The 26,689-nt window shown below is 37.1% G+C and carries 17 protein-coding genes; 9 read left to right on the forward strand and 8 right to left on the reverse strand.

Features of this window, described 5'->3' with window-relative positions:
* Positions 1–165 precede the first annotated feature (165 nt).
* The 4 genes from N0B48_RS08240 to N0B48_RS08255 all read right to left on the reverse strand — a co-directional run bounded on the left by N0B48_RS08240 (position 166) and on the right by N0B48_RS08255 (position 11,443).
* On the reverse strand, positions 166–7,632 hold the full coding sequence (locus tag N0B48_RS08240; RefSeq protein ID WP_259838173.1) for a DUF8202 domain-containing protein: 7,467 nt from the start codon (positions 7,630–7,632) through the stop codon (positions 166–168).
* A gap of 208 nt (positions 7,633–7,840) precedes the next feature.
* Positions 7,841–8,365 (reverse strand): phage tail-like protein, encoded by a 525-nt coding sequence (locus N0B48_RS08245; protein WP_259838174.1) that lies wholly within the window; start codon positions 8,363–8,365, stop codon positions 7,841–7,843.
* 235 nt (positions 8,366–8,600) lie between these two features.
* The gene (locus tag N0B48_RS08250; protein WP_259838175.1) at positions 8,601–9,191 is read right to left on the reverse strand and encodes a hypothetical protein; all 591 of its coding nucleotides are present in this window, start codon (positions 9,189–9,191) and stop codon (positions 8,601–8,603) included.
* A 638-nt stretch (positions 9,192–9,829) separates the two neighbouring features.
* Positions 9,830–11,443: a helix-turn-helix domain-containing protein gene (locus tag N0B48_RS08255; protein ID WP_259838176.1), complete on the reverse strand. Its 1,614-nt coding sequence runs from the start codon at positions 11,441–11,443 to the stop codon at positions 9,830–9,832.
* Positions 11,444–11,826: 383 nt separating this feature from the next.
* Here N0B48_RS08255 and N0B48_RS08260 point away from each other — a divergent pair, with 383 nt between their 5' ends.
* The 7 genes from N0B48_RS08260 to N0B48_RS08290 all read left to right on the forward strand — a co-directional run bounded on the left by N0B48_RS08260 (position 11,827) and on the right by N0B48_RS08290 (position 16,850).
* Positions 11,827–12,687, forward strand: coding sequence for an AraC family transcriptional regulator (locus N0B48_RS08260; RefSeq protein WP_259838177.1), 861 nt, complete (start codon positions 11,827–11,829; stop codon positions 12,685–12,687).
* A gap of 23 nt (positions 12,688–12,710) precedes the next feature.
* Positions 12,711–13,346 carry an SDR family oxidoreductase gene (locus N0B48_RS08265; protein ID WP_259838178.1) on the forward strand — a complete coding sequence of 212 codons (636 nt, stop codon included), beginning with the start codon at positions 12,711–12,713 and terminating at the stop codon, positions 13,344–13,346.
* Between the two features lie 279 nt (positions 13,347–13,625).
* Positions 13,626–14,195 (forward strand): nuclear transport factor 2 family protein, encoded by a 570-nt coding sequence (locus N0B48_RS08270; RefSeq protein WP_259838179.1) that lies wholly within the window; start codon positions 13,626–13,628, stop codon positions 14,193–14,195.
* 5 nt (positions 14,196–14,200) lie between these two features.
* Positions 14,201–14,587 carry a nuclear transport factor 2 family protein gene (locus N0B48_RS08275; protein ID WP_259838180.1) on the forward strand — a complete coding sequence of 129 codons (387 nt, stop codon included), beginning with the start codon at positions 14,201–14,203 and terminating at the stop codon, positions 14,585–14,587.
* Positions 14,588–14,707: 120 nt separating this feature from the next.
* Positions 14,708–15,016: an SDR family oxidoreductase gene (locus tag N0B48_RS08280; RefSeq protein ID WP_259838685.1), complete on the forward strand. Its 309-nt coding sequence runs from the start codon at positions 14,708–14,710 to the stop codon at positions 15,014–15,016.
* 26 nt (positions 15,017–15,042) lie between these two features.
* A complete protein-coding gene (locus N0B48_RS08285; protein WP_259838181.1) occupies positions 15,043–16,179 on the forward strand; it encodes an NADH-dependent flavin oxidoreductase in 1,137 nt (378 codons plus the stop codon).
* Between the two features lie 314 nt (positions 16,180–16,493).
* Complete coding sequence (locus N0B48_RS08290) at positions 16,494–16,850, forward strand: response regulator (RefSeq protein ID WP_259838182.1); 357 nt, start codon at positions 16,494–16,496, stop codon at positions 16,848–16,850.
* Between the two features lie 143 nt (positions 16,851–16,993).
* Here N0B48_RS08290 and N0B48_RS08295 read toward each other — a convergent pair whose 3' ends face one another.
* Genes N0B48_RS08295 through N0B48_RS08305 form a run of 3 tightly spaced genes read right to left on the reverse strand, consistent with a single transcriptional unit; the run spans position 16,994 to position 19,644 of the window.
* Positions 16,994–17,758 carry an ABC transporter permease gene (locus N0B48_RS08295; protein ID WP_259838185.1) on the reverse strand — a complete coding sequence of 255 codons (765 nt, stop codon included), beginning with the start codon at positions 17,756–17,758 and terminating at the stop codon, positions 16,994–16,996.
* 12 nt (positions 17,759–17,770) lie between these two features.
* Positions 17,771–18,523 carry an ABC transporter ATP-binding protein gene (locus N0B48_RS08300; RefSeq protein ID WP_259838187.1) on the reverse strand — a complete coding sequence of 251 codons (753 nt, stop codon included), beginning with the start codon at positions 18,521–18,523 and terminating at the stop codon, positions 17,771–17,773.
* A gap of 14 nt (positions 18,524–18,537) precedes the next feature.
* Complete coding sequence (locus N0B48_RS08305) at positions 18,538–19,644, reverse strand: pentapeptide repeat-containing protein (RefSeq protein WP_259838188.1); 1,107 nt, start codon at positions 19,642–19,644, stop codon at positions 18,538–18,540.
* Positions 19,645–20,296: 652 nt separating this feature from the next.
* On the opposite strand from N0B48_RS08305, the gene N0B48_RS08310 reads away from it, so the two are divergent.
* Positions 20,297–21,997 carry a tetratricopeptide repeat protein gene (locus N0B48_RS08310; RefSeq protein WP_259838189.1) on the forward strand — a complete coding sequence of 567 codons (1,701 nt, stop codon included), beginning with the start codon at positions 20,297–20,299 and terminating at the stop codon, positions 21,995–21,997.
* A 163-nt stretch (positions 21,998–22,160) separates the two neighbouring features.
* On the forward strand, positions 22,161–23,888 hold the full coding sequence (locus tag N0B48_RS08315; protein WP_259838190.1) for a helix-turn-helix domain-containing protein: 1,728 nt from the start codon (positions 22,161–22,163) through the stop codon (positions 23,886–23,888).
* A gap of 61 nt (positions 23,889–23,949) precedes the next feature.
* Here the strand turns inward: N0B48_RS08315 and N0B48_RS08320 are convergent, their stop codons facing one another.
* The gene (locus N0B48_RS08320; RefSeq protein ID WP_259838191.1) at positions 23,950–26,592 is read right to left on the reverse strand and encodes a coiled-coil domain-containing protein; all 2,643 of its coding nucleotides are present in this window, start codon (positions 26,590–26,592) and stop codon (positions 23,950–23,952) included.
* Positions 26,593–26,689 lie beyond the last annotated feature (97 nt).

Here is a 26,689-nt window from a genome sequence, read left to right on the forward strand (position 1 = left end):
ATATAAAATGTTTTATGGCTCATTGTATCATGGGATTACTTAGTTTTTATTATATCATTCATCACAGTGAACTGCAATTAATGGACTAAAATTGATAGTCTTAGCCCCGTTCCGTACAATACTTTCCGGAGCTAAGTTTCTATCAGTTATTGAACCTGTACTTTTCTAATCAGGACAAGTTTGTGTGGAGATACAGTGCCAGGTCATGGTTGCGTCACCTTCCTTAAGAGTGTACATCTTCATGCATTTGTTGGTCATATCATACACCATCATACCCTCTACAGGAGTTGTAATAACAAGAGTTATCCCATCAGCAGCTACAGGTTGGTTGAATGTGTTGAACTTCACTCTGTTTGGAACAAAACCTTTGGTTTTTGCTTCCAACACCAGCCAGCCACCTTTTCTTACCATTGGCCAGTTGTCAGTATTTCCGGCGCCAGCTCTTCCAAGAGCGGTAATTCCTACTTTTGTAGGTAATGCCGGATTGCCGGTGGTAGCAATAGCACCCGGTTTATAACAGGAGGTTTTTCCTTCAGCAAATGTTATGTATCTTACGCTATTATCAGCGTTGAAATCATTCATAAATATCCATCTGCTGGATGTAAATATTCCGTTGATTGTTTTTACATTTATTGTGAAAGCTGCATCATCCGCTACAATCATTTGAATGTTGTTCCCAGCTGAGAATGTAACTCCATAGGCTGAAAGGTCTGCCTCGAAGTATAGACTTCCAGGAGTATTTGAACGTTGAGATAACCACGTTCTCTGGATTCTCTGCAGTGTATTTCCGGCAATTGTGATGTTAGTAAGTGGTGTTGCTGTAACATTGTTGTCTCCAAGCAGGAAGTATGTTTTATCATTCGTAAATCCTATTCGTGCTGCAAGTTGGTTCGGAGAAGCAAAATCATTGATTGTGGCAATAGTAAGAATCGTTCCTGCATTGACACTTTTCGATACCTTTTGTTCTAACATTTCAATATCATCACGAGATATTCCAAAGATATTATTGTTGAACGTAATATTGGCTGCTCCATTCCATACTGTATTTCCATCTGTATTCAGATAGTGGCTTGTATTTACTTGCCCCAGCGTTATACCGTATTTGATGGCAAGATACGAATCTACTCTTCTTCTTTCTGTAATTGTAAGATTACCTTCTCCATAAACAATCGTTTCTCCCAGATTTCCAACAAAACCTCCATTATCACTTCCATTGGAGCCTATTTGCGTAGAACCGAAGGTATGTCCTCCGTTTAGAAAGTCTATGGGGGTATGTGTTCCGCTCATGGAAACAACACCTCCGTTGATTCCTTTACCAGTACTGGTATTTAATAAATTGTGATATACAATGCTTGGAATTGTTGTTGATCTTGTTCCTCCAGGATTAGCAAGATATCTATACCCTTCATCGGCTCTCACTCTTTCTGCTCTATTGTCATACATATCGCCAAAACCATCCCAGTAGTTGATACTGCCACTTAATTTAGAATTATCCAATAAAGAGCTAAATATTCTTCCATTACTACCGGGGTTTGATAGTCCATCTTTTGTCAGGATAAAGATATCATAGGTATTGTTGCCAAAGGTTCTTACTGATGTATTTCCAATGGTTTGAGTATTTGCAGTAAAGTTGACTCCTGGGTTGAAGTTAAAGTAACTGGCAGCACCCAACTTGAATTTTGGCAGGGCATTGGTTCCCAATTGTGCTGATGTAGTTCCTGAGAACTGATCAGTCCATGCCGTAATATCTGTTCCATCTCCTGTGTTCGCAGCATCTTTATCAGCTCGGTACCAGTAGGAAAGATTATTCACAACTCCACCGGGTGCAAGTCCAAAACCTGCAAAAGTGAAGAACTGCCCATTGCTCAATGCTACATTGACTGTTTTATAAATCATCCCATTTATAGAAACTTCCGTCGTCATTGGGGTGAAATTATCCGTTGTCTCGAATGTTTCGTCTGGAGATTGTACCAGATATAGGTTTTTGATTCCCTTTGGCCAGGCAACAGTTACTTGTCCTACATTTCCTGTGTTCTGTGCTTTCCAAATCGCTTCGAAACGGAAATTCGTTTCTCCGTTAGTACCATTGATATAGGCCAGAGGCATTTTTAGTCCCTGTTTCAAATTGTTGTCTCCAACCATTAAGAATTGCTGATTGCTTGGTAAATCAGTATTGTTGGCTGCATTATTATCGGCAAATCCTGTTGTTGAGATGACAAGCTTTTGACCGTTATTGATACTTGCTGACTGTTTTTGGTTCAATACAGTGACCTCATCTTTTGCAATACCGAAGACATTGTTATTGTAACCTGTATTATTAGCTATATCCCATACCACATTGCTAGCCGTGGAAAGATAATTTTCCACCATGGTAACTCCATTCTTTACAGCAAGGTAAGAGTTGATTCTTGATTGTTCATTGACTGTTAAGGCCCGCTTGTACCAAATTACTTCCATGATGTCTCCAGGAAAAGCTCCGGCAGCATCCCATCCTGCCTGGCCTACCCTTAGGTTACGGCCATAAATTTGGAATTTATTGGTATTGTTAAAGGTGGTTATTTCATAAGCACCATTCAGTCCTAATCTTTTTTCTCCACCCAAAAAAGTGGATGTTCCTCCATTCGCAACGGAATTATTGGCTATCGTTGAGAATACATTAGACGAACCCATATTGAAAGCTGTAGAAAAATCTGTTGAGGTAGTAACATTATAGTATTCATAATGTCTTGGCTTTCCATTGGCAATTGATGCCGCAGGCTCAGAAGCATAGGTTGCATCATCATCAATTCCCGTGATACGCCCTGTTCCTGCCGTAATAGGTCTTATTGCTGAGAAGATAGAATGAGATATATTAGGCAGTTCTCCATTAGTAGGATTCAATGTTGAAGCATTATTGTAAAATAATTTCGAAGCACTATATCCTGTGGTGTATGGATGGAAGTTATGATCTTTATCTGCTGAAGAAAGGGTCCATGTACCCACTGCAGGAATATCATTGGCGTTGATGGAATTGTCTTTCCATGCCGTTGCAATGTTTCCTGCATCATCGGATCTGATCCAGAAATCTGATCCGGCAACTCCTCCAGGAGCGTACAAGTATCCTGCAAAAGTGAAATACTGTCCATTCGCTAATGTTACATTGGCGGTGCTGTATATCACGCCATTTACAGTTGTTTCTGTCATCATTGGAGTGAATGTAGATGTTGCATCAAAAACAGGGCTTGAAGACTGTACCAGATAAAGATTTTTTATTTCTTTAGGCCAGGCAATCGTCACGCTTGCTACATTATTACTATTTTGTACCTTCCAGATGGCTTCAAAACGATGGTTGGTTTCCCCATTCGCTCCTGCACTATACACTAATGGAGTGTTTAGGGTTTGTTTAAGGCCATTGTCTCCTGTGATTAAGAATTGCCCTTCCGTCAAGGAATTGATATTGGCGATATTGGTATTGGCTAATGAATTTCCTGCACCAATGATTAGCTTTTGGCCATCATTTACACTTCGGGATTGTTTTTGGTGTAAAGCAGATGTATTATCTCTTGCTATGCCCAATATATTATTGTAGTAACTATTGGAGGATCCATCCCAAACCACAGTACCTGCAGAACTCAAATAATTTCTGTTTTGTTCCTTGCTAAGGGTTTGTCCATATTTAATGGCAAGATAGGATTCTACCTTATTTAATTCCTGATCAGTTAGCTTATCAGCGAAAACAATCATTTCGTTCTGCTCTCCAACCAATTGTGCTCCTGCATCAGCTTTTCCTACCATTAAGGCATTACGACTTACGTCGGTATTTACATTCGAAATATTGGTTCCGTACGCTTGATGAAAGCCATTTAATGTGATGTTGACACCATTGTTTCCTCCCGTTCCTGTGCCATTTTCCCAAGTACCGCCGCCAATGTAAGAGCGGTTGATGGTATAGGTACTTTGAGGGGCATATTCACCTATTACAGGATAGAATAAAAATTTATTTCCAGTAAAGCTGTACAGACCTGGATCATCCATTGCATTGCCAGATCCTGCTATTCCAAATCCAAATAATGAAGATGTTGCACTTGTTGTATTTCCAGCAGAGAATAATGCTCCTTTGCTTTTATTCAAGATATACCCTTGAGCATCTGCTGGGGCATACTGCATCCATTTTTGAGTCCCATCATAAGTTATGGTTGGATTAAAGTTTGCTAAGGTAGAGGCATTGGAAAACTTCGGACGATAGCTTGCAGTTGACTGTAGAAGAGAGAATGGTTTGTTGTTGAATTCATTCCATTGCTGAACGTTAGCATTGTCTGTTACAACCGTAGTTCCAGAGTCTGAGAACAGGTTTGAAACATCATCTGCACGATACCAGGCAGCAGAGAATACCCCACCGGGCGCATAAGCAAAACCGGCAAAGGTAAAATATTGCCCGTTTATCAATGTTACGTTAGCTGTATGGTATACCACTCCGTTCACAGTAACCTCAGTGACCATTGGAATAAAGCTGTCAGTGCCATCAATTGTAGCATCTGAAGATTGAACCAGGTACATGCTATTTACTCCTTTAGGCCAGGCAATCGTTACTGCTCCTACACTTCCTGAATTTTGTACTTTCCATATAGATTCAAAACGGTAGTTAGCCGATCCATTAGAACCAGAAGTGTAAGACAATGGTGTTTTAAGGCTTTGATCCAAACCATTATCTCCTGTGATCAGGAATTGCATGTCATTTGCTAAACCTGTATTGTTGGCTGCATTACTATCCGCAAATCCTGTTGTGGAAATGACAAGCTTCTGTCCGCTATTTGTACTTCCAGATTGCTTTTGATGTAATAAGGTAAGATCATCCTTGGCAAGACCAAAAATATTATTGTTGTAACCCGTATTAATGGTTCTGTCCCATATCACATTGCTGGTTGTTGAAAGATAATTCTCGTTCAGTGTAACCCCATTCTTTACGGCCAGGTAAGAATTTATCCTTGACTGTTCATCCGCTGTTAAGGCACGTTTGAACCATAAAATTTCCATAATATCTCCAGGGAAAGCACCCGGTGCGTCCCAGCCGGCATGGCCCACTCTTAGATTATGGCCATATAACTGAAATTTATTAGATCCGGTAAATGAAGTTGTTTCATAAGTACCATTCAGACCTAATCTTTTTTCTCCTCCTGATGAAGCAGAAGATCCTCCGTTCGCAATAGAATTATTTGCTATTGCCGAGAAAATATTGGAAATACCATTATTGAATGTTGCAGAAAAATCTGTAGACGTTATAACATTCAGATATTCATAATGCCTTGGTTTTCCATTCGCAATTGAAACACCGGGCTGGGAACCATATGTTGTTTCATCATCAATTCCTGTAATACGTCCGGTTCCTGCTGTAGTGGGTCTTACTGCTGAAAAAATGGAATGAGATATATTAGGCAGCTCTCCATTGGTAGGATTCAATACGGAAGCAGCATTATAAAAGAATTTAGAAGAGGTATAACCGGTAGTGTAAGGATTGAAATTATGGCTTCTGTCTGCTGGAGATAATGTCACCCCACCCACATTTGGAATATTATCCGCATGTACAGAATGGTCCTTCCATGCTGTAGCAATAATTCCTGCATCATCTGATTTTACCCAAAAATTAGCTCCCTGAACTCCACCGGGGCCAGGAGCTACAACTGTAACGGTAAGATCGCTGGTACTTGTACAGGTACCGGTGGTAACAGTCCATCTGAAAGTATATGTTCCTGAACTGATAAGTCCTGTAACATTGGTATTGTATAAAGATGAATTGGCTATCACCGGATCAGGAGCTCCGGCTGGTTTTGAAACCAAGGCCCATAAACCTGTAGATGATGCTCCCGGATTGTTCCCATTGAGAGAAGCCTGTGAAACTCCTATTCCCAAGGTTTGATTGGATCCTGCATTGGCATTTACCTGCGGAGATACAAATATGGAAAATGTACCCTCCGGGGAAGTTCCTGAGCAGGCATATTCTTGATCCAGGAATCTGGAATCCACTCCACCTGCATTAGGAAGCGCCTTTATCTTGAATACATACTCTCCCTGCTTATCAAGGTTACTTATCGTGGTAGAGGTATTGGTAAATGTTCTTAGATTATTGGATTCGTAAACAGGATTAGCAGCTCCGGCAGGTTTGGAAACTAAGACGAAATCATATCTGCCGGAAAATCCCTGAAGGTAACTGGTGTTGACCACCCCTTGATATACAGCAGGCAAAGGAACTGTCGTCGTCACAACACCTGATCCAGTATAACATATTGTAGTATTGGGGACAGCCACATTGGGGCGGCTACCGTCTGAAATATGAATATAATAATCCTGACTATTACCGCAGGTACCATTTTTGATAGATAAATTAACGATATAGGTTCCCACTCGCCAACCTCCGGCAGGTGGTGTTACCAATACATTCCTGTTCATTGTTCCAGCTCCGTTCAAAACCAAAGTAGGATTTCCTCCAGGAGGAGCAATCCCCGAATTACCAACTGTTGTGGTAAGTGTTGCAGGGTCTGAAGGATCAATCTTAAAATAGATGGTAATAGGGGTTGTCGACCCTGCCTTATTACAATACACAGCACCCCCACTACCAGCTGCAATATAATATTGCATTTGTTCAGGATATGAGGAATCAATAAAACTTACTAGCTTGGGATCTGTTCCATTATAGTTGTAGGTTACCTGAGGAGTTGTGTATGTTCCATTGGCATTGGAGACCGTTAGGGTGAATACATAAGCTCCTGTAACATTTACACCATTGAAGTAGATTGAATTATTCCTTATTTGATAAAATGAAATATTTCCCCCTGCTGGCTGGCTAATGACGTTTACAGTAACTGTGGTCCCAAATGCTGGGTTTCCGGATGAGTTTGTCGTATTGCTTGCGAACATTGGAGAGGTTCCACTCAAATTGATATACCGGTTGGTCTCTGTCGATGGATAGCATCTGTTGTGGGTTGCCGGAAGACTGATTTGTGGATTAGGAATGAACCTGACAATGGCGTCATCTTCGTACCAACAGTTTGGATTGTTGATGGATGTTATCCTTAATACCGCACGATAAGCTGGGTCAATATCATGATTAGCTTTCTTGGTAAGGGTTAAAGTAGGGGTTGCAGTTGTCGTATTAGACATGGTTGCATTCGTGGTGGTAGTCTGATTATAAAAATCTTTATTATAAATGTTATAATAAGTCCACGATACGGTATAGCCTGAAGGAATTACTGCATTTAAGGTTGCAGTACCTGTAATGGCAGAAACGTTGGTGATGTCAGGCCCTGCAGTAAAAGTAGAGACTGCTCCCGGGGCCGTAATGGTTACCTGTGAGGTTGCCGTTCCTGTAGTACAGGTCTGGGCAATCTGGAATACATAATTTCCGGGAGAGGTCATTCCTGTAACATTGGTATTGTAACCTGAGGGTGTTACAATAACCGGGTCCGGTGCACCTGAGGGTTTAGATACGAGGGTCCATAATGGGTTTCCAGCTGTACTTCCGCCCGGGCTTCCCGATAGATTGGCAGACGTGCCGCAAATGACGGCATTGGCTCCTGCATTGATATTGCAGCTTTGTGCCAAAATCATCATATTACCCATAATGAGAAATATGAGGAAAAAGAGGGTTTGTTTTTTCATGATGTAATAGTTTTTAGCCGGATTTCCGGCATGTGCTTTTTTATCGTGTTATTTTTTATAAATATGACAATGCGTTTTATGATTTAAGGGGTATAGCTATATCCAATATGGTCTTTGAAAACTTGATATTAATACCTACTTGAGTAGGGACAGTCATGTTTATAAAAAATGGGCTAATAAAAGTGTATTTCTTCCATGTTTTATTGATTTAAGGTTTCCAGAAAGTCCAGAATTTGCCGTTGTAGACAGCAAGTTGTCGTTTAACGGTGTCATAAGCCATCATTCCGGGAGCAGGATCGATGATGTTGAGGTGTGGACTGGTCACTTTGGGTAATATCATCGCCTTGTTGGTATCGGATAAAACCAACATGCCGGGTGTATTGTCTGTAGCAGCAGCTGATCCAATGACTGATTTTGCAGTCATAGATTCCGTTTTATTGGTTTGGATTAAAATATCAGCTGTTCCGGCGTTGTCAACACTTAAATCAGTCCATATTCCGGAGTCCTTCAGGTATTTTACTTTGTGATCGGTAGTATCATAAATGATGGTACCATTACTTGTAATTCCTGTCTTTGTTTCTACATAGGGAAGCACGAATCCCCGATTTTCTGTATCTGCAAATTCCAAGGATACCGAAGCATTGGTTACGGTCGGTTTTCCTATGGCAATCTGAGACTTTAAAGTACCCGTTACAGCAAGTAAAATGGCTATGGGTAGGAGTTGTTTTTTCATGATTTTTAGTTAGGTTTTATATGAGTGGTATGTTTTCTTTCCAAAAAAAATGTATTTGGCCTGAAAAGTAAATAATGGTTAACTATCTTCAGCCCAGGCTTATCATGCATCCTTTGACTATTGCCAATGATGGTCTCATCCTTTTTTGTTTGAGTCAAAAAATGATGTTACCTGTTCACATCGGACGAACCGGCGATATGGATAAATTATGTTGGAATTTTCGTTTAGTAAAAAGCTATCCGATGATTTTTTTAGCGATAGCCATACATAGAAATGGAGGAGGTCGTTTGAAATTTCTAAATAATTTTAGATGTGAAGCCCCACGGTTTTTATAGATTCTTTTCAGGAAAATATCCAGTAGACAGACCGGAACAGGTATCATGTTTTCGGAGCCAAAAAGAGTAAATTTCACTTTTTGTTGATTTGGCCGTACGATTTGCTTGTTGTTATCGGAGCCAACCAGTAAGAATTTCTCTGATTGTATATTTTTACTGAAAATTAATGGGGATTTATTATTTTTTTTAACAATTTGGGAGAGCGCCTGTCTTTTTTTGTATTTTCTTTTATGGGATACAAGTGTATTTTTTCTTTTGAGAATTTTCTCTATTTTTTCCTTTTTTGGTGGGGAAACATATATTTGCTCCATACCTGAGATTATAGTACCCCCTGATACAACTATAATATTTGATGTAGAGGGAGCGTCTGATAAAGGAGCTTCGTTATGGATACAAACAGCCTGCATGATCTGAAAATTGATTAACAACAAGATGAATAAGAAAAATCTCCTCACTCCAAGTGAATGAAGAGAGAAGATTTGGTTCATCATGTTATTTTCAGAATCGGTTATCATTTTGATGCAATATTATGATAACCACAACACCTTTACAATCACGATACATGAATAATTCAGAAATATTCATGTGTGATTTGGGCGATTTTACAATTTTTATATACTGAAAATCAGTTTGTTGAAAAATATAAGGGTATTTGTTTAAAATTTAATATATCCCAAATAGGTATTTGACTTTTTAGAATATATGTTAAATCTTAGCACTGAAATTCACAAAAAACTTCCCCCAGCAAATGAACTTTGATTTGAATTTTAACCTACATTAAACAATAAGGGAGAGGCTTTAGAAATGAATATCCAACTGAAGGGGTAAAGTGCTTCCAGATCAATAATTTGTAAGTTTCAATTCAATCCGATGATAGTATAAGTTTTTTTAAGACCTATAGGTAGATCCCCCAGTGGCTTTTCTTTTGCAAAATGTAACGCCACTTCAAGAGCCTGGAATAGTATCCTGCTAAAGCAATATTTGCCAGTGTGGGTACGGTTTGTATTGTGCTATTGATTCTAGTGCCCAAATCCTTATATCTGCTCAAGGATTGAGTATCGCTTTTCGTAAAGATATATTAAGGTGTATTGCTGCTATTACTATTACTACTATTTCAAATTGTTTTGTATTACAGTATTTCCGCGTCAGTCTCTTTTTTCAGATTGTTAATGAAATCTGAGGGGGTTAGACCTGTTTCTCTTTTAAATGCATTCTGAAAGACCCTATGATTGGCATAGCCACATAACTCTGCCAAAGAAGTGATCTTATACTTTCTGTATACTGTATCCTCATACAGTTTTCTGGTAATGTATTCAATTCTAAGGCTGTTGATGTAATGATTGAAGTTCTTGCTCTTATAGGATTTTATGACTTCTGAAAGATATTTTGTATTAGTGCCAAAATTACTTGCCATACTGGCTATTGTAATATCGCTTTTTAGGTATTTTTCTGTTTTTTCAAATTTGGATATCTTACTCAATAGTTGATTGGCTGTTTCCTCAGCAACTGTTTTAGGAGCTTTTATTGCTTTTTCTCCATCCTTCTCCATTTCATCCTTTCTGTTTTCTGACTCATGCTTTATTTTTGTAATGAGTTCCTGAAATCTCTGTTGTAGGACTTTATTCCTGTTTTTCCAATAGTACCAAATACCACCACATCCTAGAATTATTAAAATGAAGAATATATATAAGTAGTTTCGAAGAGTGTTATTTTTTTCCTTATCCTTTTCTTTTTTAATTGCTGTGGTAACTTTATTCACCGAATGTTTTTCTGCAGTTCTAATACTGTCCCTGAGCTTTGTAAGAAGTTGATTGTATTTTTTTCCTTCGAGAGTATTGTTCTTAGCCAAATAGGCCTCCGTTAAGATTTCGTAGAAAATTTCCCGACCGGAAGGGGATGAAATTTTTTGCTCCAGTTCTAAGCCTTTCTGGGCATAGTGTATGGCCTTGTCGTTATTTTTTTTGTCAAAATAAAAATCACCTGCGGTTCTGTATAGGTTCATTTCATTGAGTGAACTTATTTTCCTATTTTCCGCAATCTTTAATGATTTTAAAAGATATGTCTCTGCGGTCCTTGGCTCTGCGGGCTGAATGATCCATAAATAATACAATGCTAGGTTTGCCTGTATGGAAACAATCAAATCATATTTCTGTCCCTGTGATATACTGGACTTTTTTTCGGATATTTTTTCTGCCTCGCTTAACCCTTTTATGAGGTATAGACCTACGGAGTCCGGTTGTTTTTTGCTCTGATCAAAATAACCGGAATAGTTGGAATAAAATAAGCTGCTGTAATAATGACGAATATCATTGTCTTTGATTTTTTCCAAATATTTTTTTGAAGCCTGATATGCTTTGTGGGAATCTTCCAGAAACCCCAAATCTCCCAATGAAACGGCCTTCATCTTGTACATATTAGATACTTCCTGTGGAGATGAATCTTCATTGATATGGCTTTCTAGGTCCGTTGCAACTTCAATGACTTTCTCCGAATTATTCAATGTTGTATATGTTCGCATCAGTTCAATACCAATGGGGAATGCAACATTGTATTTATTTTCCTTTGCTGTTCCGTAGCTTTTTTTCAGCTTTTTTATGGTACTGTTTACGACACCCGTGCTGCCGATCTCGTCTTGTATCTGGTGTAATTCGTTCTTTAATTGTTCTTCGGATATTTTCTGGCTTTTTCCTAAAGTGAATAGGTGTAGGATGATGAGGAATAAAATAGATTGATAAGCTCTCATTCGATTTGAATTCAATGGTAATTTGTTTGGAAATGGTGTTTTCACAAATATAAGAATATTTCAAGATCCTGTTTTAATACCATTTCCATATTTAAAATTTTTGTTTGGCTCAAAATTCTGGAAGGATCATTGTTAAAGAATGAAAAGTGTTATTAGGTGTTTATTGTGATTCACTTTTCGCCAATATAAGATCTGAACTAATTAGTAAATTTATTTGAACTAAAAAGGATAGTCCATTTTTTGCAGAATACATAAATTTGTATACTGTAAATTTGAACATATGGCTACTTTTATAGAATTCATTATCTGAGAATTAATACTTATTAGGTAACTTAGTATTCAGCCATAAAATAATCAAAGTAGATATTTTAAAAAGCAAGTAAATGAAAAAAATGATTAAAGTTCCAACTTCCCTGATTGGTTGTGATGCACCTCAAAATGCATTGATGTTAGATGGTTGTTCTGTAATCGAGCAGTGCATACACAGCACGGAAGTTAAAGGAACGATGTACCTCGAACAGCATTTACTCCTTATTGTTTTGGAAGGATCTGTTGTGCTTACTTATGGAAAACAGGAATATACAGTTGGGAAGAATGATATGATTCTGCTTAAAAAAGCAACGGCTGTAAAGTACCATAAATTCGGGAATGCAGAAAACGATAATATCTATGACAGCTTAATGTTCAGTATCAAAGATGATCTTTTAAAGTCATTTTTATCAACCTCAGAAATTAAGGTGTCAAAATCTGAGGGCGAAATTAAAGCAGGTGTTTATCCAATGAATGAATGTTTGGTTGCATTTGCCCAATCGATTAAGCCTTACTTTTTTGATCATTCTGTAGTTCATCCCGGACAACTTCGCCTGAAGATTATGGAATTATTGTATGATGTTGCAGAATGTAACCGAAATATGTTTTTGCAGATCCTACAGTTGCACGAGCCAATACGCACAGATATCCGCAACGTAGTAGAACAGCATTATGCATCGCCAGTCTCTGTTTCCGAACTGGCTTATCTTTCTGGCAGAAGCTTGTCAAGTTTTAAAAGAGATTTTCAAAACATATACAATATTGCGCCTGCAACCTGGATCAGGGAAAAGAGATTGGCAAAAGCAAAAGATATGCTGGAAACAACAGCTTTGTCAGTTTCCGATGTCTGCTATTCCCTGGGTTTTGAAAATGTCTCACATTTTTCCAGAATATATAAAGAATTTCATGGGCAGGCACCAAGTGTGTCTCGTTAACAGGTAATTTTAAAATCAGACTTATGAAAGTATTAGTGATTGGAGCAAATGGTAGAGTAGGCTCTCTTTTGATTAATAGATTAGCTGCTCAACATCAGGTTTTAGCGGGCTCAAGAAACCCTAATTCAGAAAATGTTGTGGATAATGTCGAGCACGTCTTTATTGATTTGCTAAGCGATGTTGATACGATTGCAGAAAGTATGAATGGTGTTGATGCGATTTACTTTGTTTCCGGATCACGTGGAAAAAATCTTTTACAGATAGATTTACATGGAGCGATAAAAACGATGCAAGCCGCAGAGAAAGCAGGAGTTAAACGTTATATAATGCTGAGTTCTGTTTTCGCATTGCAACCGGAGCGTTGGAAAGAATCTTTCCCTAGTAGCTTAACAGACTATAATATTGCCAAGCATTATGCTGACCTTTATCTCACAACTCAAGCCCAGCTCGATTATACTATCTTGCAACCCGGAGCGCTCAAAGAAGAAGCCGGCACGGGAAAAATAGAGACCAATGTTACTAGCCCGGGAACTAATTCTATTGCTAATGTTGTAGATACCCTTGTCGCCATATTAGAAAATCATTCAACAATCGGGAAGGTTATTTTGATGCACGATGGAAATACACTGATTGATAAAGCACTCAATCAACTTGGATAAATTCCATGATTCCATGATTTGAACCCCTGTCTCCATTTTATTCTTAATTTCTCATTAAGAAAGGTTTACAACGAACCTTACGAATGGTGAACTTCCATATTATATAATTTCCAATCCTTAAAAAGGACTAATTAGTCAAAATCTTTGAACTAATTAGAAAAACCATTGCATTTTCGTCATCATACCTTTGTTATAGAAAAAGAGCTTAATTATTCTGTCTGACAGGACAGTAATTTAGGCTTATAAAAATTATAACATTCAAGTAAAACAAGACGATTTATGAAAAACATTCAAGAACGAAAAAATATGAATTCATGTTCCACAGATCTTAATGCTGGTTGCTTAAGGAAAGGCTTTGGAAAAACTTCGACGAAGATATTTTTCTCACTACCGGTCTTGGGAATGATCTCAGCCTTAACAATTGGCGGATTATTAATTTTCTGTCAGGATAAAAACAATCAAAGTAATCAAAATAATAAAACAGAAGTTATGCAAAACAATCAAGAACAAAAAGATGGGATTCTGAAAGCAATAGATTTATATGTTGAAGCAGGAAGAAAAGGCGACGGCAATATTGCAAAACCGGCATTTGCATCAACGGCAACAATGTCTTGGTCAGAAAACGGAGGATTAAAAAGTGTTCCTATCCAGGCATTATTTGACGGGTTTTCCGCAGCAAAGCCAATGGAAGCAAATTACAAACTGGTTACATTGGATGTAGAAGGTAATGTTGCAATAGTAAGAATCGAATCTCAATTTGGATCGGACAAATACGCTGATATGTTCACCCTGGTTAAAGACGGCAGTGATTGGAAAATCATAAGTAAAATTTATCAGGTTAAAAAATAGAAGTCATGTCAGCAAATCAAAATATAAACACGGTTCATGATTATGAAGAGGTACTGGCAGCAATGGAAGGCTATGTTCACGGATTAAAAACAGGAAACGTGGAAAAATTAAAGAAAACTTTTCATCAGAATGCAATTATGTATGGTCATTTAGGTGATGATCTGTCACAAGGAAGTATAAATAATCTGTATACCTACGTGGAAAAATTTGGTGCAGCACCTAACATCAAAACAAATCTTACGGTTTTACACAAGACCCCAACCACCGCAGTTGTTCGCATCGAGATGGAACACGATGCTGCAGACGAAGACTTTACCGACTACCACTCATTACTCAAAATTAATGGTGAGTGGAAAGTGGTTGCAAAGCTTTTTCATCTCTACCATAAATAATCAAAAATCATTTCGCTAAAGTTTTTGCTGGAAGCACCGTATTGCTTTCAGTGGGAGCTTTACGTTTATAAAAAAATTAAAATGTCAAAATTATCAGTCCGTTAGGGCTCTGTTGCAGGGATCAATATCAATGTTGTTGCAGGGATCTATCACGGAACAAAGTTTTTTGTTTGGGCAATTGCTGAAAGTCTGAGAAAAGAAGTATTTGTTCATAAAGGAATTAAAATAAGCTTGATCAGTCCTGGAGTCATCAATACAGGATGGGCAGATAAAGTAACCAATAAAGAAGGAGCAGAAATTACAGCAGAATTGAATAAGGAGGGTATTGAACCTGAAGATATTGCTAATGCTGTATTATTTGCTTTTGATCAACCAGACAATGTTAACGTGAATGATATTGTTATTAGCCCAGCTTTGCAAGACTGGTAATATTTAATAAAAAAGAACTTTAAGTAATGAATAAATATAATAAGCTTTTTGCTCCCTTATCATTTGATAACGGAATTAGTTTAAAAAATAGAATTGTGATGTCACCTATGACTACCTGGGCATCTAATGAAGACTTCACTATATCTGATGATGAGGTAGAATATTACCATCAAAGAGTCAATGGGGTAGGATTGGTAATCACGGGATGTACACACGTAATGGCCAATGGAATTGGTTTTACTCACGAATTTGCCGGATACGACGATGCTTTTCTTCCAAGTTTGAAGAAGTTGGCGAATGCAGCCAAAAGGGGTGGAGCACCAGCAATTTTACAGATGTTTCATGCAGGGAACAAAGCAATTCCGGGTCTTATTCCAAATGGTGAAGTAGTAAGTGCAAGCGCTGTTTCAAGTGGACCGATACTGCTTTCTGATAAAGAAAATATTCCGAAAGAATTAAGCGAAAATGAAATTCTGGAAATCATCAAAGCATTTGGGGATACCACAAGAAGAGCAATTGAAGCAGGTTTTGATGGCGTTGAAATTCACGGAGCACACGGATTTTTACTTCAGAATTTTATATCACCATTTTTTAATAAAAGAAATGATCAGTGGGGAGGTTCTCTTGAAAATCGGTTACGGCTTAGCCTGGAAATTGTACGAGAAGTAAAAAATGTAGTTTCAGAATATGCTGATCGTCCTTTTCTTGTAGGTTATAGAATTTCACCCGAAGAAATCCCTCAAAAGACCTATGGACTTCCTGAAACGTTCATATTAATGGACAAATTAATTGTGGAAAAGATTGATTATTTACATTTCTCTCTGCTGGATGCTGTTAATCAAAAACCGATTGATTCAGAATTTTCAGACCAGCCAATATCAGTTGTACTAAATAATTATGTGAACAACAGAGTTCCCGTTCTTGTTGCCGGAAGTGTTACAACACCGGCGATGGCCGATAAGGTTTTAGACTATGGTGTCTCTATGGTGGCCATAGGCAGAACTTTGGTTGTTAATCCGAATTGGGTAGAGATCGTTGAAAAGGGGGAGGAAGAAAAAATAACTTCTATTCTTAAGCTTGATACTGTGGGAGATAAGAAAATACCAGTCAAACTAATGGCGATATTTGAAGAACTAAATGGTTGGGTACCTATGGAGTCCTAATTGAATGATTAAAGCAATTTAAATATCGTTATCAACATAAAAGCTGCAGAAATTATAAGTACTGTAGAACATTGATGTATAAATTAAAAAAGGAACTAATGATGCGCTAAAATTGTATAAAAAAGGTATGTAAATATACCAAGAGAAGAATATGTCTCATCCTGGGATGAAGTACACAAAGAAAGAGAATTAGATGATACTCACTTAGGGAGAAGGTGACTGAGTGCCTTCTCCCTAAGACCTCGAGGTATAAAGTATAAAATGCGCCATTAATCTTGTATTATTCTTTTTCATACATTTATACAAAATAATTTATGAAAAAGAAGGTTGTCCTTATTCAGGATAATGAAGATATCCTGGATATAATGGACCAGGTATTGAAGGAGGAAGGTTTTGATGTTACTTCATCATTAACAACCGAGCCTGTTGAAAAAATTGAGGAGATTGAACCTGATCTAGTTATTGTAGATGATAACATTAGAGGACAAAAGAAAGGATCAGAGGTTATCGAAGAATTGAAATCTGATCCTGTAACGGAAGATGTGTCGGCTGTACTTACTTCCACATCTCCTGACGTACCGAAGAAGGCTAAAGAATGCAATGCAGATGATTATATCCAAAAACCATTTGATATCGATCATATGATAGATGTAGTCAAAAAAAATTCCTAGTCTATTTTTTATATATTTATCGCAATTCCATTCCTAAGTGCTAGTGAAATACCCATTGTGATTAACATGCATTCCCGAAGGAACAATGATGATTTATGCTAAAATGAAGTAATAAAGCATATATTGAATCTAAAAACCATCTTTTATACCCTTTTATAAACTCGCATCGCAAAGAAATAAGCTACGACCATAATTCCTAAACACCAGACAAGAGCAATCCATATATCATGGCCTACCGGCTGGTTTGAAAGTAAAGCACGGATGGTCTCCACTATAGAGGTCACGGGCTGATTTTCTGCAAAAGCACGCACTGGTCCCGGCATCGTCTCTGTTGGTACAAATGCAGAGCTAATGAGCGGTAGGAAGTGGATTGGATAGGCAATTACGGTTGCTCCATCTACCGATTTGGCAGATAATCCGGCAATTGCTGCAACCCAGGCAAGGGCAAGCGCAAACAGTATGAGTATGCCGACAATGGCCAGCCATGACAATATTCCTGCGGGTGAACGGAAACCCATAATCAGCGCTACAATAACAATTACAGCAAGTGAAATCAGGTTAGAGACTAACGAAGTCATTATATGTCCCCATATTGCGGCTGATCGCGCAATGGGCATCGAGTGAAACCGTTCAAATATTCCGCGCTGTACATCATTGAACAAGCGGAAAGATACATAGCCTATACTGTTTGCAATAGCAATAATCAGGATGCCAGGTAATAGATAATTTACATAATTATCTGGTCCGGTTTTTATTGCACCTCCCAGCACATAAACAAACACCAGCATTAGGGCTATGGGCATGATGGTTACAGTGATGATGGTGTCAGCGCTTCGTGTCACATGACGCATGGACCGCCCGAGCATAACGCCCATATCTGTAAAAAAATAGTTTCTTGTTGTTTCCATTACTTTGCTTTTTTATGTGATGATTGAAAGAAATATCTCTTCCAACGTTGGCTGTTTTTCAATATATTCTACTTTTGCAGGTGGAAAGAGCTTTTTTAACTCATCAAGAGTTCCACTCACAATAATCTGCCCTTGATGGAGAATAGCAATTTTATCTGCAAGCTGTTCAGCCTCCTCCAGATACTGGGTGGTAAGGAATACTGTGGTGCCGCTATCTGCAAGCTCTTTTATAATCTTCCAAGCTTCAATACGAGCCTCAGGGTCAAGCCCAGTGGTTGGCTCATCGAGGAAGATAATTTCTGATTTGCCTACAAGACTCATAGCAATGTCAAGTCTGCGGCGCATACCTCCCGAATAAGTTGATGCTCTGCGGTTGGCAGCATCGGTCAGCCCGAGGCGTCTAAGCAAATCGTCTGCAACCTGGTGTGGGTTTTTGATATATCGTAGCTTGGCAATCATAACGACATTTTCCTGTCCGGTCAAAATTTCGTCTACGGCTGCAGACTGTCCTGTCAGACTAATGGAATGCCGCACGTTGTCTGGTTTTTTGGAAACATCAAATCCGTTTACCGTAGCGGTTCCTCCGTCTTGTTTTAGCAGCGTTGCAAGGATTTTGACAATTGTTGTTTTACCTGCTCCGTTGGAGCCTAACAGCGCAAAAATGCTGCCTGCTTTTACTTCAAAATCTACTCCTGTCAAGACAGGGATGTTTTTATAGGATTTTTTCAATCCCCGTACCGAAATGGCACTTTCATTTTGTAGCATGATTATTTTTTGTTTTATGCTGTTAGCATCGTAATATCACCCATATCAGCTTTCCCGTTTTTCAAAAAAGCATAGGTGATCTTGTCCACCTTACAGCCAACAAATTGGATCCGTTTCAAACTGTTGTTTTTAAAGAAAGTGTTAATAAGAGTTGAATTCTGGAATGTTACTCTTTTAAAGGTGCAGTTTTCAAAATAACAGTCTTCCAAAGAACCTTCGAAAATTAGATCCTCAAGTTGCATCCCAATAAAAGAGGTGCGGTTCCACACTGCATCTTCAATGGTATTATCCACAAAGGAACCGGATTTAAATTTCGCTCCGGTAAACTTTGATCCAGAGAAATCACAGCCTTTGATATGACTTTCTGAAAATTCCACTTCTTCCAGACAGCAGTCATTAAATATATTGCTGGCTAAGCTTGAATTCTTAATATGTCCGTCACTCAGATCGGAATTTGAAAATCCACTGCTTTCAACATGACTGCTTTTTTGAAGCCTCATTCCGATAAGATTGGCGTCTGAGAAATCACAACCCTTTATATAGCTCTTTGAAAATTCAGCTTCTTTGAGTGAAGTTTCGTTAAATAGATTTGCCACCAAGTGGGAGTGCTGAAACTGGCTGTTGCTGATATCAGAATTTGAAAAATCACAGTTATCAACATGATTATTTTTTAAAATAAGACCGGATAGATTTGAACCGATAAACTTACAGCGCTGCATATTGGAAGAACTGAATTTTTCATTTAGGTTTTTTAAGCCTGAAAAGTCAGCATCTACCCAGTTTCCGCCTGACATGTCCCAGTTAAGTTTTTTCTCCTTCATTTCGGGAGATGATGGTACATCACCAGATGAAGTCAATTCAGCCGACTCTTTTTTTGAAAGTTCAACGGGTATTAATTCTTCAGCCATAGGTTCTAATCCTTCTGAAAAATAATTAAGATCTACGGTTAGGATCTCAGCGAGACGGTTTAGAGTAATGATATCCGGCATTGATTCTCCGCGTTCCCACTTTCCGACCGCCTGAGGACTTATGAATAGGCGCTCAGCAAGCCGGGCTTGAGAGATATTGAGTTTCTTTCGTGCTTCAGAAATTCTATTGCCAATTATTTTTGTATTTAACATAGATATTTTATTTATTTTGATACTGCAAAGTTATATGAGATGTATTTATTGAGTCAAAAAAAATAGAAAACTTATAGTTGTATTTACATTATTTATAGTTGTTATTGACAACCAGATGTGGTATGTTCGGCTTTTTTAAGAATGTCATCACTTTTATTCAGTATCAGATCCTAATTAAAATATTTTACTGTCAAAATAATCAAACATCTGATACTTTGGATACTCGTGTCGTAAATCATTCAGTGAAACGTAATATATGCCACTGGTCGTCTATCAATATTTTTAAGAAATGAAAAGCAATGTAGTGATCAACATGGAATCTACACACATTGATATTTATTAAAAGATGTATTTATTAATTTACTTTAATTGGGTATCGATATTTTAGGACTAGACAAAAACGCCTGTCTACTAGGAATTATTAAACCATACTGTTCATTTTTTGAAATTAAAACCTTTCGGGAAATATGGGCATATTCCAGGCTTAACCTCCTGTAAATTTTGATTACTTATCAAGTTCATTAATGAATTTTCACTATGTTTATCGTATTGGTGCATTTTAATAATAATTTTAGTTAATAATTGATGATTTCGGCTTTATTTTTGAATACAAGCATGTAGTAGTGCCGATGCCATGAAAAACAATTATTTTTTGCTGTTATTACTGCTTATTTCAGCAATATTCTGCCATTCTCCTCAAAAAGACTATGCGGAGGAGTATTTTAGCTCCCTCACTGACGAATTATTGACCCAACCAAAAAAAGCACAGGCAGTTAAAAACAGAGAGCTGGCAAAGTATAAAAAGACCGGCGACCGTAAATATCTTATTGGCAGTAGGTATGCAGGATTTTATGAAGAGGGGACTGAATTAAAAATTGAACAAATTCCTCTTATTTATGATCTTTTGCTTTTTAATGATGATGAATCTAACTACATGACCGTACAACTTAATTTTATTCTTGCCCATCGGTTTATAAAATACTCTCCTCAAATGGCAATGGGTTTTGTGAATAAAGCCATTCAGTCATCGGAGAATGGTACAGAAAAAAAAATTCTGCCTCGTCTTTATTCTTTTAAAGGCGTAACATATTACAGAACGAAAAATTATTCTGAAGCCCTGGTCTATTTTAAAAAGGCTCTTAAAATAATATCTTCAAACCATGAAGATTTACCTTTTGTTGCTTCAATGCATAACAATATTGGATTAGCTTATGAAAAAAAGGGGGAACTGAATCTTGCTTTGAAAGAAATGCATACAGCGATACAGATTTTAGAAAGCCTGAAAAATTTAAATAAGGCTGACCACGCTTTCCTGATCAATGTAAAAGCAAACAGCGGGCTTTGTTATTATAAATTAAAAAAGTATGACAATGCCGAATCTCTTCTTCTTGAGGAATATTATTTTAATAAAGGTAATAAAGATTTTAAAACCGAAGCTGTTGAGAATATTGTAGAGCTTTTTAAGGTTTATGATGATACAGGACAAAATGCTAAGATGCAGGAGTTAATGAAGTATGGAATTTATGCACAGTCTCAGGTGAAAAATATTTCTGATAAAATTCTGCTTAATGAAATGTTTCAGTCTTATTACTTTAGAATCGATGAGGTTAACAAACTTGAGAATGTTAATAAAACACTCATTGCGCTTCATACCGCAGATGATAAGTTAAAACAAAAAGATTTCACTGGTGCTTCGGATATTCTGAACAGGTATATCATCAAAGAGCTTAATCTGAAACAGAAAGAAGCCATAGACCGTGAAAAACTTAATAACAGGCTTTCGATAGCCGCAGCAGGTGTTTTTATCATCATTCTTGGAGGGACTATATACTTTATCCGAAATGCCAACAAAAGGGAAAAAGAACTGGCCGAAAAAGAAAAAGTAATTCTGATCAAAAATAAAAGAATCCTTGAACAGGATGTGAAAGAGCGTGAAGAAAAGATCAGCAGAATGCACCTTAATCTCAATCTTAAAATAGAAACCGAAAAAACGTTCTTAGAACATATAAAGAAAATAAAAAAGGCGAAGAATACAGATTCTGAACAGGCCATCAATGATCTTTTCGTGAGGATTAATAATCTGATCCGGATCGATAAAAATAATAGTGATTTAATCAGTGAAAGCTCAGCGGAGAACAAGCTGCTTATTAACAAACTTTCAAAACAATTCCCTGATCTTACCCATAATGACATCAAGTTTTGTATTTACTATAAACTGGACCTGTCTTCCAAGGAGGTTGCTATTTTAGAAAATATTACGGAAGGAAGCGTCAGGGTATATAAGACCAGAATAAAATCCAAAATGAATATTGGAAAAGAAGCAGACTTGAACCTGTTTTTAAAGAATATGTAAAGCGTAAAATCTAAATGGTTATCCTAAAAATTCTTATTATAGGCTAAATGTATTAATAAATTGATTTTGCTTATGAGATGATTGTTTTTTATTAAATTTATTGAATAATAATTGATTATTTCGGCTTTATTTTTGAATGCTCTCGTATATTAGTGCTGATGCCATGAAAAAAAACTATGTATTACTCGTGTTGCTGCTTATTGGTGTGCTATCCTGTATAAATTCGACAAAAAATGATTCTGATGCTTATTTTAAAGCTATTGATGATGAAGTGATTCAAATAAGAGGACAGTTACCAAAAATAACGGCAGTTAAAAACAGGGAATGGGCAAAATATGAAAAGACCGGAGACCATAAATACCTGATCAGTAGTAGGTATGTAGAGCTTTATCAGTACATGAATGAAGAGAAAATCAAACAAATTCCTATTATTTATGATCTTTTGCTTCTTAATAATAACGAATATGATTTCATTAGCCTTGCCTGTAATTTCAATCTTGCTTATCAGTTTGTAGAACAGTCTCCTGAAATTTCTATGGATTTTCTGAATAAAGCCATTCACTCCTCTGAAAATAGTAAGGAGAAATATTATCTTCCTCACCTTTATGGTTTAAAAGGAGGAATTTATTATAGGGCGGAAAAATATTCTGAATCACTGGTGTATTTTAAGAAAGCGCTTAAAAATTTATCTTCAAACCGAAAAGATCTGATTTTTATTTCTTCAATGCATAATAATTTATCACTCATCTATGGAAAAATGAAGCAGCCGGATCTTGCTTTGAAAGAAGTAAATATAGCCATACAGATTTTGGAAACCCAAAAAAAACTAAATCAGGATGAACAATCCTTTCTGTTTACCTTAAAAGCTAATAAGGGACTTATTTATTCCGAATTAAAAGAATATGCTATCGCAGAGCCGCTTCTACTGGAAGAATATCATTTTAATCAAAGCAATAAAATTTTTAACGACGGAGGTATAAAAAATATGATGGGACTGTTTAAAGTGTATTTTGAAACAGGGCAAACTTCTGAGATGCAGGATTTAATGAATTATGGGGTTTCTATAGAGCCTGAAATGAAAGGTCTTTCGGATAAAATTCTTATTAATGAAATGTTTCAGTCTTATTACCTTAAAATCCATGATGCAGACAAGCTGGAGAAGGTCAATAAAAAGCTCATTGCCCTTCATGCCATGGATGATGAGCTAAAACAAAAAAACTTCACGGATGCTTCAGATGTTCTGAATAGGTTTATTATCAAAGAGCTCAATCTGAAACAAAAGGCTACCATCGACCGGCAAAAATTTAACAATAAGCTCTCGATGACAGCGGCAGGTCTTTTTATCATCATTCTTGGAGGTACCCTGTACTTCATCCGAAAAGCTAATAAAAAAGAAAAAGAACTGGCAGAAAAAGAAAAACTCATTCTGATCAAAAATGAAAGGATTCTGGAACAGGATGTTAAAGAGCACGAAGAAAAGATCAGCAGAATGCACCTTAATCTCAATCTTAAAATAGAAACCGAAAAAACGTTTTTAGAACATATAAAGAAAATAAAAAAAGCTAAAAATGTGGATTCTGATCAGGCCATCAACGATCTTTTTGTGAGGATCAATAACCTTATTCAGATCGACAAAAATAACAGTGACCTGATCAGTGAAAGCTCAGCGGAAAACAAGCTGCTCATTAAAAAGCTTTCTGCACAATTCCCTGACCTTACCCATAACGAGATCAAGTTTTGTATTTACTATAAATTAGACCTGTCTTCGAAAGAGGTTGCTATTTTAGAAAATATTACGGAAGGAAGCGTAAGGGTATACAAGACCAGAATAAAATCCAAAATGAATATTGGAAAAGAAGCAGACCTCACTATGTTTTTAAAAAATATGTAAAAAAGGCCTGGATTATGAATCCAGGCCTTACTATTTTAATTTGCATATCTCATTTGACAGGTCAATCAAATAGTTTTCCAAAGAATTTTTGAAGACTATTTTCATCACAATCCGGACTTTTCCCTACTATTTTACAGTTCGAATTCATGGTAGATGGAAAAGGATTTTCTATGCATGGTGTAAACCGTTTATTATCATTGTTGTAGGAGGCGAAAGTATGCAGTTCCGGTGTTAAAGGTCCTTTAAAGATGATATTGAAAATTTTTTCTCTGCTGGGCTCATCCACCCATAATCTGAAACCATAGCTATTGTCCGAGCAGTGAGCATATCCGTAATTACGGTCATTTGGCCATTTTTGATCAACTCCACTGTGTCTGTATAAAGGAGTGGAGGTGTGCATCCATTGACAAGATCCATCAATTGAATTTACTGCCTTATTTAAAATGGTGAAGTTAGAATTATCCAGATCAGGATAAAGCGTTTTACCATATGCTGTTTTTTTACCCCCTAAATAATCAGAATGCAGCTTATTGAGACTTCGCTCATTCAAAACCGAAAGTTTAGAGAGTTGAATGGCATTAAAAAGTGAAGAAAATTTTTCCGGGTCAATCATGGTTTGATGGTCTGTAATACCCATTTCTTTATTTATAACCGCAGTAATATCCTGGAAAGTTAGTAAATTTTTTCCCGATCCATCTTCCTTGAAAATCTCTATAAGCTTCGCTGTTGTTACTTCTTCTCTGCCGGAAATCATGAGAAAAAAATCGGTGGTTTCTTTTCCGAAAAGATGGTTGGATATATGGATGGAAGCATATTCAATGGCTTTTTTTGCTTCATTTTCTACTTTTTCTTTTATAATTTTTGTAGGATTCAGTAAATATTGTAGCGGACCCAGCTTTTCCAAAATTTTATCAATCTCCGTATTGAGTTTCTGGTAATAGTTTTCTATGGTACAGGCAGCCTGGGGAATCTGGCTGGGAACAGAAACAAATACCGGTGACCAGCACTTGTACCAATCAACATAATGTGAAAATCCATTGCCATTTTTGGATAATATATCTTTTGAAAATTTTTCACCGGCGTAGATATATTCTACAGAAGCTTTTTCAATATCCTTTCTCCAGTTGTCAAGGATTAAATGCACGAGGTTATATCTGTCAATTAAATCTTTTGCAACATTGATAAACTGATCAACAAAGTTTTCAAGACGTCCCTTCGCATCACTTTCTTCTTTTTTTGCTTTTTCATAAATTTCCTCTGCTTTGTTATAAGCAGCTTGAGAGAGTTCCGTTTCTTTGTCCAATGCTTCTTTTTCCACTTTATACTTAAGTTGATTGGCCTCTGATAATACCAAATTATTTTTCAAATTATTCAGTTCCTCCGTTTTTTGGGCTATATCATTGGCTGCAGTGATCATATCCGATTTAGTGTTCACGATCGTTTTTTCAATATTCGCGATTTCATCGATAAGTTTATTTTTCTGATTTTTGAGTTGATCAATAGCCGGGTTTGTTATCTGGATTGTTTCCTTTATTAATTCCTTTACAAGTTGTGAGGTACTACACATCTTCAATGGATTGCTCCAAGTTCCACATGGATAAGGCACGCCGGGTATCCATTTGCTGATTTCTTTTGTAATTTCCTGGGAGATCGTTAGGGGCAGCAATGAAATATCAACGGCTACCTTGGCAATATCTGCTTTTTTGTTAATGGCTTCATTTTCCAGATTGGAAACCAGAGCATTCCCATCACTGATTATTTTATGCTTTTGCTGAATAATATTTTCAAGATTCTTCTGAGCTTCAAGCCCCTTATCAAACAATTCTTTCTCCAGTTTTATTTTTTCAAGCAATACTTTATTGGCTTCTGTTTTGAGATCCAGAGCTTCCTTTGTCAGCTTTAATTGAAGACCTGCCTGACCCGTTAATCCTACCTTTTTATCCAATTCAAGGAGTAATCTGCTTTCTTCTTTGAGGAGGTTTAAATAATTTGTACTAAGAGTAGAGATAGCGTTCTGGTTCGCGCGGTCGAGCTCATTCACGATATGATATACACCATTCATAGCGACCAAATGATAGGATCCGGATGCTTTATACTCACGCTGTACCGCATTGTTGAGAATAAAAGTCTTACTTAAAAAACCGGCAGGACTGCTGACCAATGAAGCATAGTCTGTTATCACCTGACCATTTTCTGAAATAAGAGCAGGAATATGGTTTCCGATATACTTTTCCAGAGCAAAATGTCTTCTTTCCACAGCAATTTCATCAGACAGCTGGAAGATATCACCCGAATACGCATTCACGTAGGTATGGGCAAAAATATCCATCGAGGCATGGCACGCGTATCCGTATGCAAAAGCAATTTCCGGAGGAGTGGATACCGAATTGAGTACATGCTGTATCCAGTCATCAGTTTTCCAGCCTCCTTTCAATCCGGGATGAGCTGTAATTTGCCCTACAATAGGATCCGGAAACACATCGATTCCAAGGGTTCCCATTCTGAAATGGGATGGGTTTGTAATGAGAGCCGAAAGGACTTTGTCATTCAGCTTATATGTTTTATTGTTGATGGAAATCGCCTTATTTTTCACCACATCATTAAGGACCTGCTGGGCTATCCATAAATGTGTTTTCAAATCAAATGAATATCCTTTTGCGTATGCGAAAAAGATGATGATAAAAGATAAAATATACTTTTTCATGGCTTTAGATTTAGTTATTAGTAACCAAATTTACTTTTTAGCCAACAGTTTTGAAATAACGATTTAGGGTGATATTCAGATCAACTCAGTAATGCTA

This window comes from Chryseobacterium herbae (assembly GCF_025154075.1).
Taxonomy (GTDB): Bacteria; Bacteroidota; Bacteroidia; order Flavobacteriales; family Weeksellaceae; genus Chryseobacterium; species Chryseobacterium herbae.

Bases quoted from the DNA above. Each gene is read 5' to 3' on its own strand.
- N0B48_RS08240 (WP_259838173.1), bottom strand. From the start codon at position 7,632: ATGAAAAAACAAACCCTCTTTTTCCTCATATTTCTCATTATGGGTAAT.
- N0B48_RS08245 (WP_259838174.1), bottom strand. From the start codon at position 8,365: ATGAAAAAACAACTCCTACCCATAGCCATTTTACTTGCTGTAACGGGT.
- N0B48_RS08250 (WP_259838175.1), bottom strand. From the start codon at position 9,191: ATGATGAACCAAATCTTCTCTCTTCATTCACTTGGAGTGAGGAGATTT.
- N0B48_RS08255 (WP_259838176.1), bottom strand. From the start codon at position 11,443: ATGAGAGCTTATCAATCTATTTTATTCCTCATCATCCTACACCTATTC.
- N0B48_RS08260 (WP_259838177.1), top strand. From the start codon at position 11,827: ATGAAAAAAATGATTAAAGTTCCAACTTCCCTGATTGGTTGTGATGCA.
- N0B48_RS08265 (WP_259838178.1), top strand. From the start codon at position 12,711: ATGAAAGTATTAGTGATTGGAGCAAATGGTAGAGTAGGCTCTCTTTTG.
- N0B48_RS08270 (WP_259838179.1), top strand. From the start codon at position 13,626: ATGAAAAACATTCAAGAACGAAAAAATATGAATTCATGTTCCACAGAT.
- N0B48_RS08275 (WP_259838180.1), top strand. From the start codon at position 14,201: ATGTCAGCAAATCAAAATATAAACACGGTTCATGATTATGAAGAGGTA.
- N0B48_RS08285 (WP_259838181.1), top strand. From the start codon at position 15,043: ATGAATAAATATAATAAGCTTTTTGCTCCCTTATCATTTGATAACGGA.
- N0B48_RS08290 (WP_259838182.1), top strand. From the start codon at position 16,494: ATGAAAAAGAAGGTTGTCCTTATTCAGGATAATGAAGATATCCTGGAT.
- N0B48_RS08295 (WP_259838185.1), bottom strand. From the start codon at position 17,758: ATGGAAACAACAAGAAACTATTTTTTTACAGATATGGGCGTTATGCTC.
- N0B48_RS08300 (WP_259838187.1), bottom strand. From the start codon at position 18,523: ATGCTACAAAATGAAAGTGCCATTTCGGTACGGGGATTGAAAAAATCC.
- N0B48_RS08305 (WP_259838188.1), bottom strand. From the start codon at position 19,644: ATGTTAAATACAAAAATAATTGGCAATAGAATTTCTGAAGCACGAAAG.
- N0B48_RS08315 (WP_259838190.1), top strand. From the start codon at position 22,161: ATGAAAAAAAACTATGTATTACTCGTGTTGCTGCTTATTGGTGTGCTA.
- N0B48_RS08320 (WP_259838191.1), bottom strand. From the start codon at position 26,592: ATGAAAAAGTATATTTTATCTTTTATCATCATCTTTTTCGCATACGCA.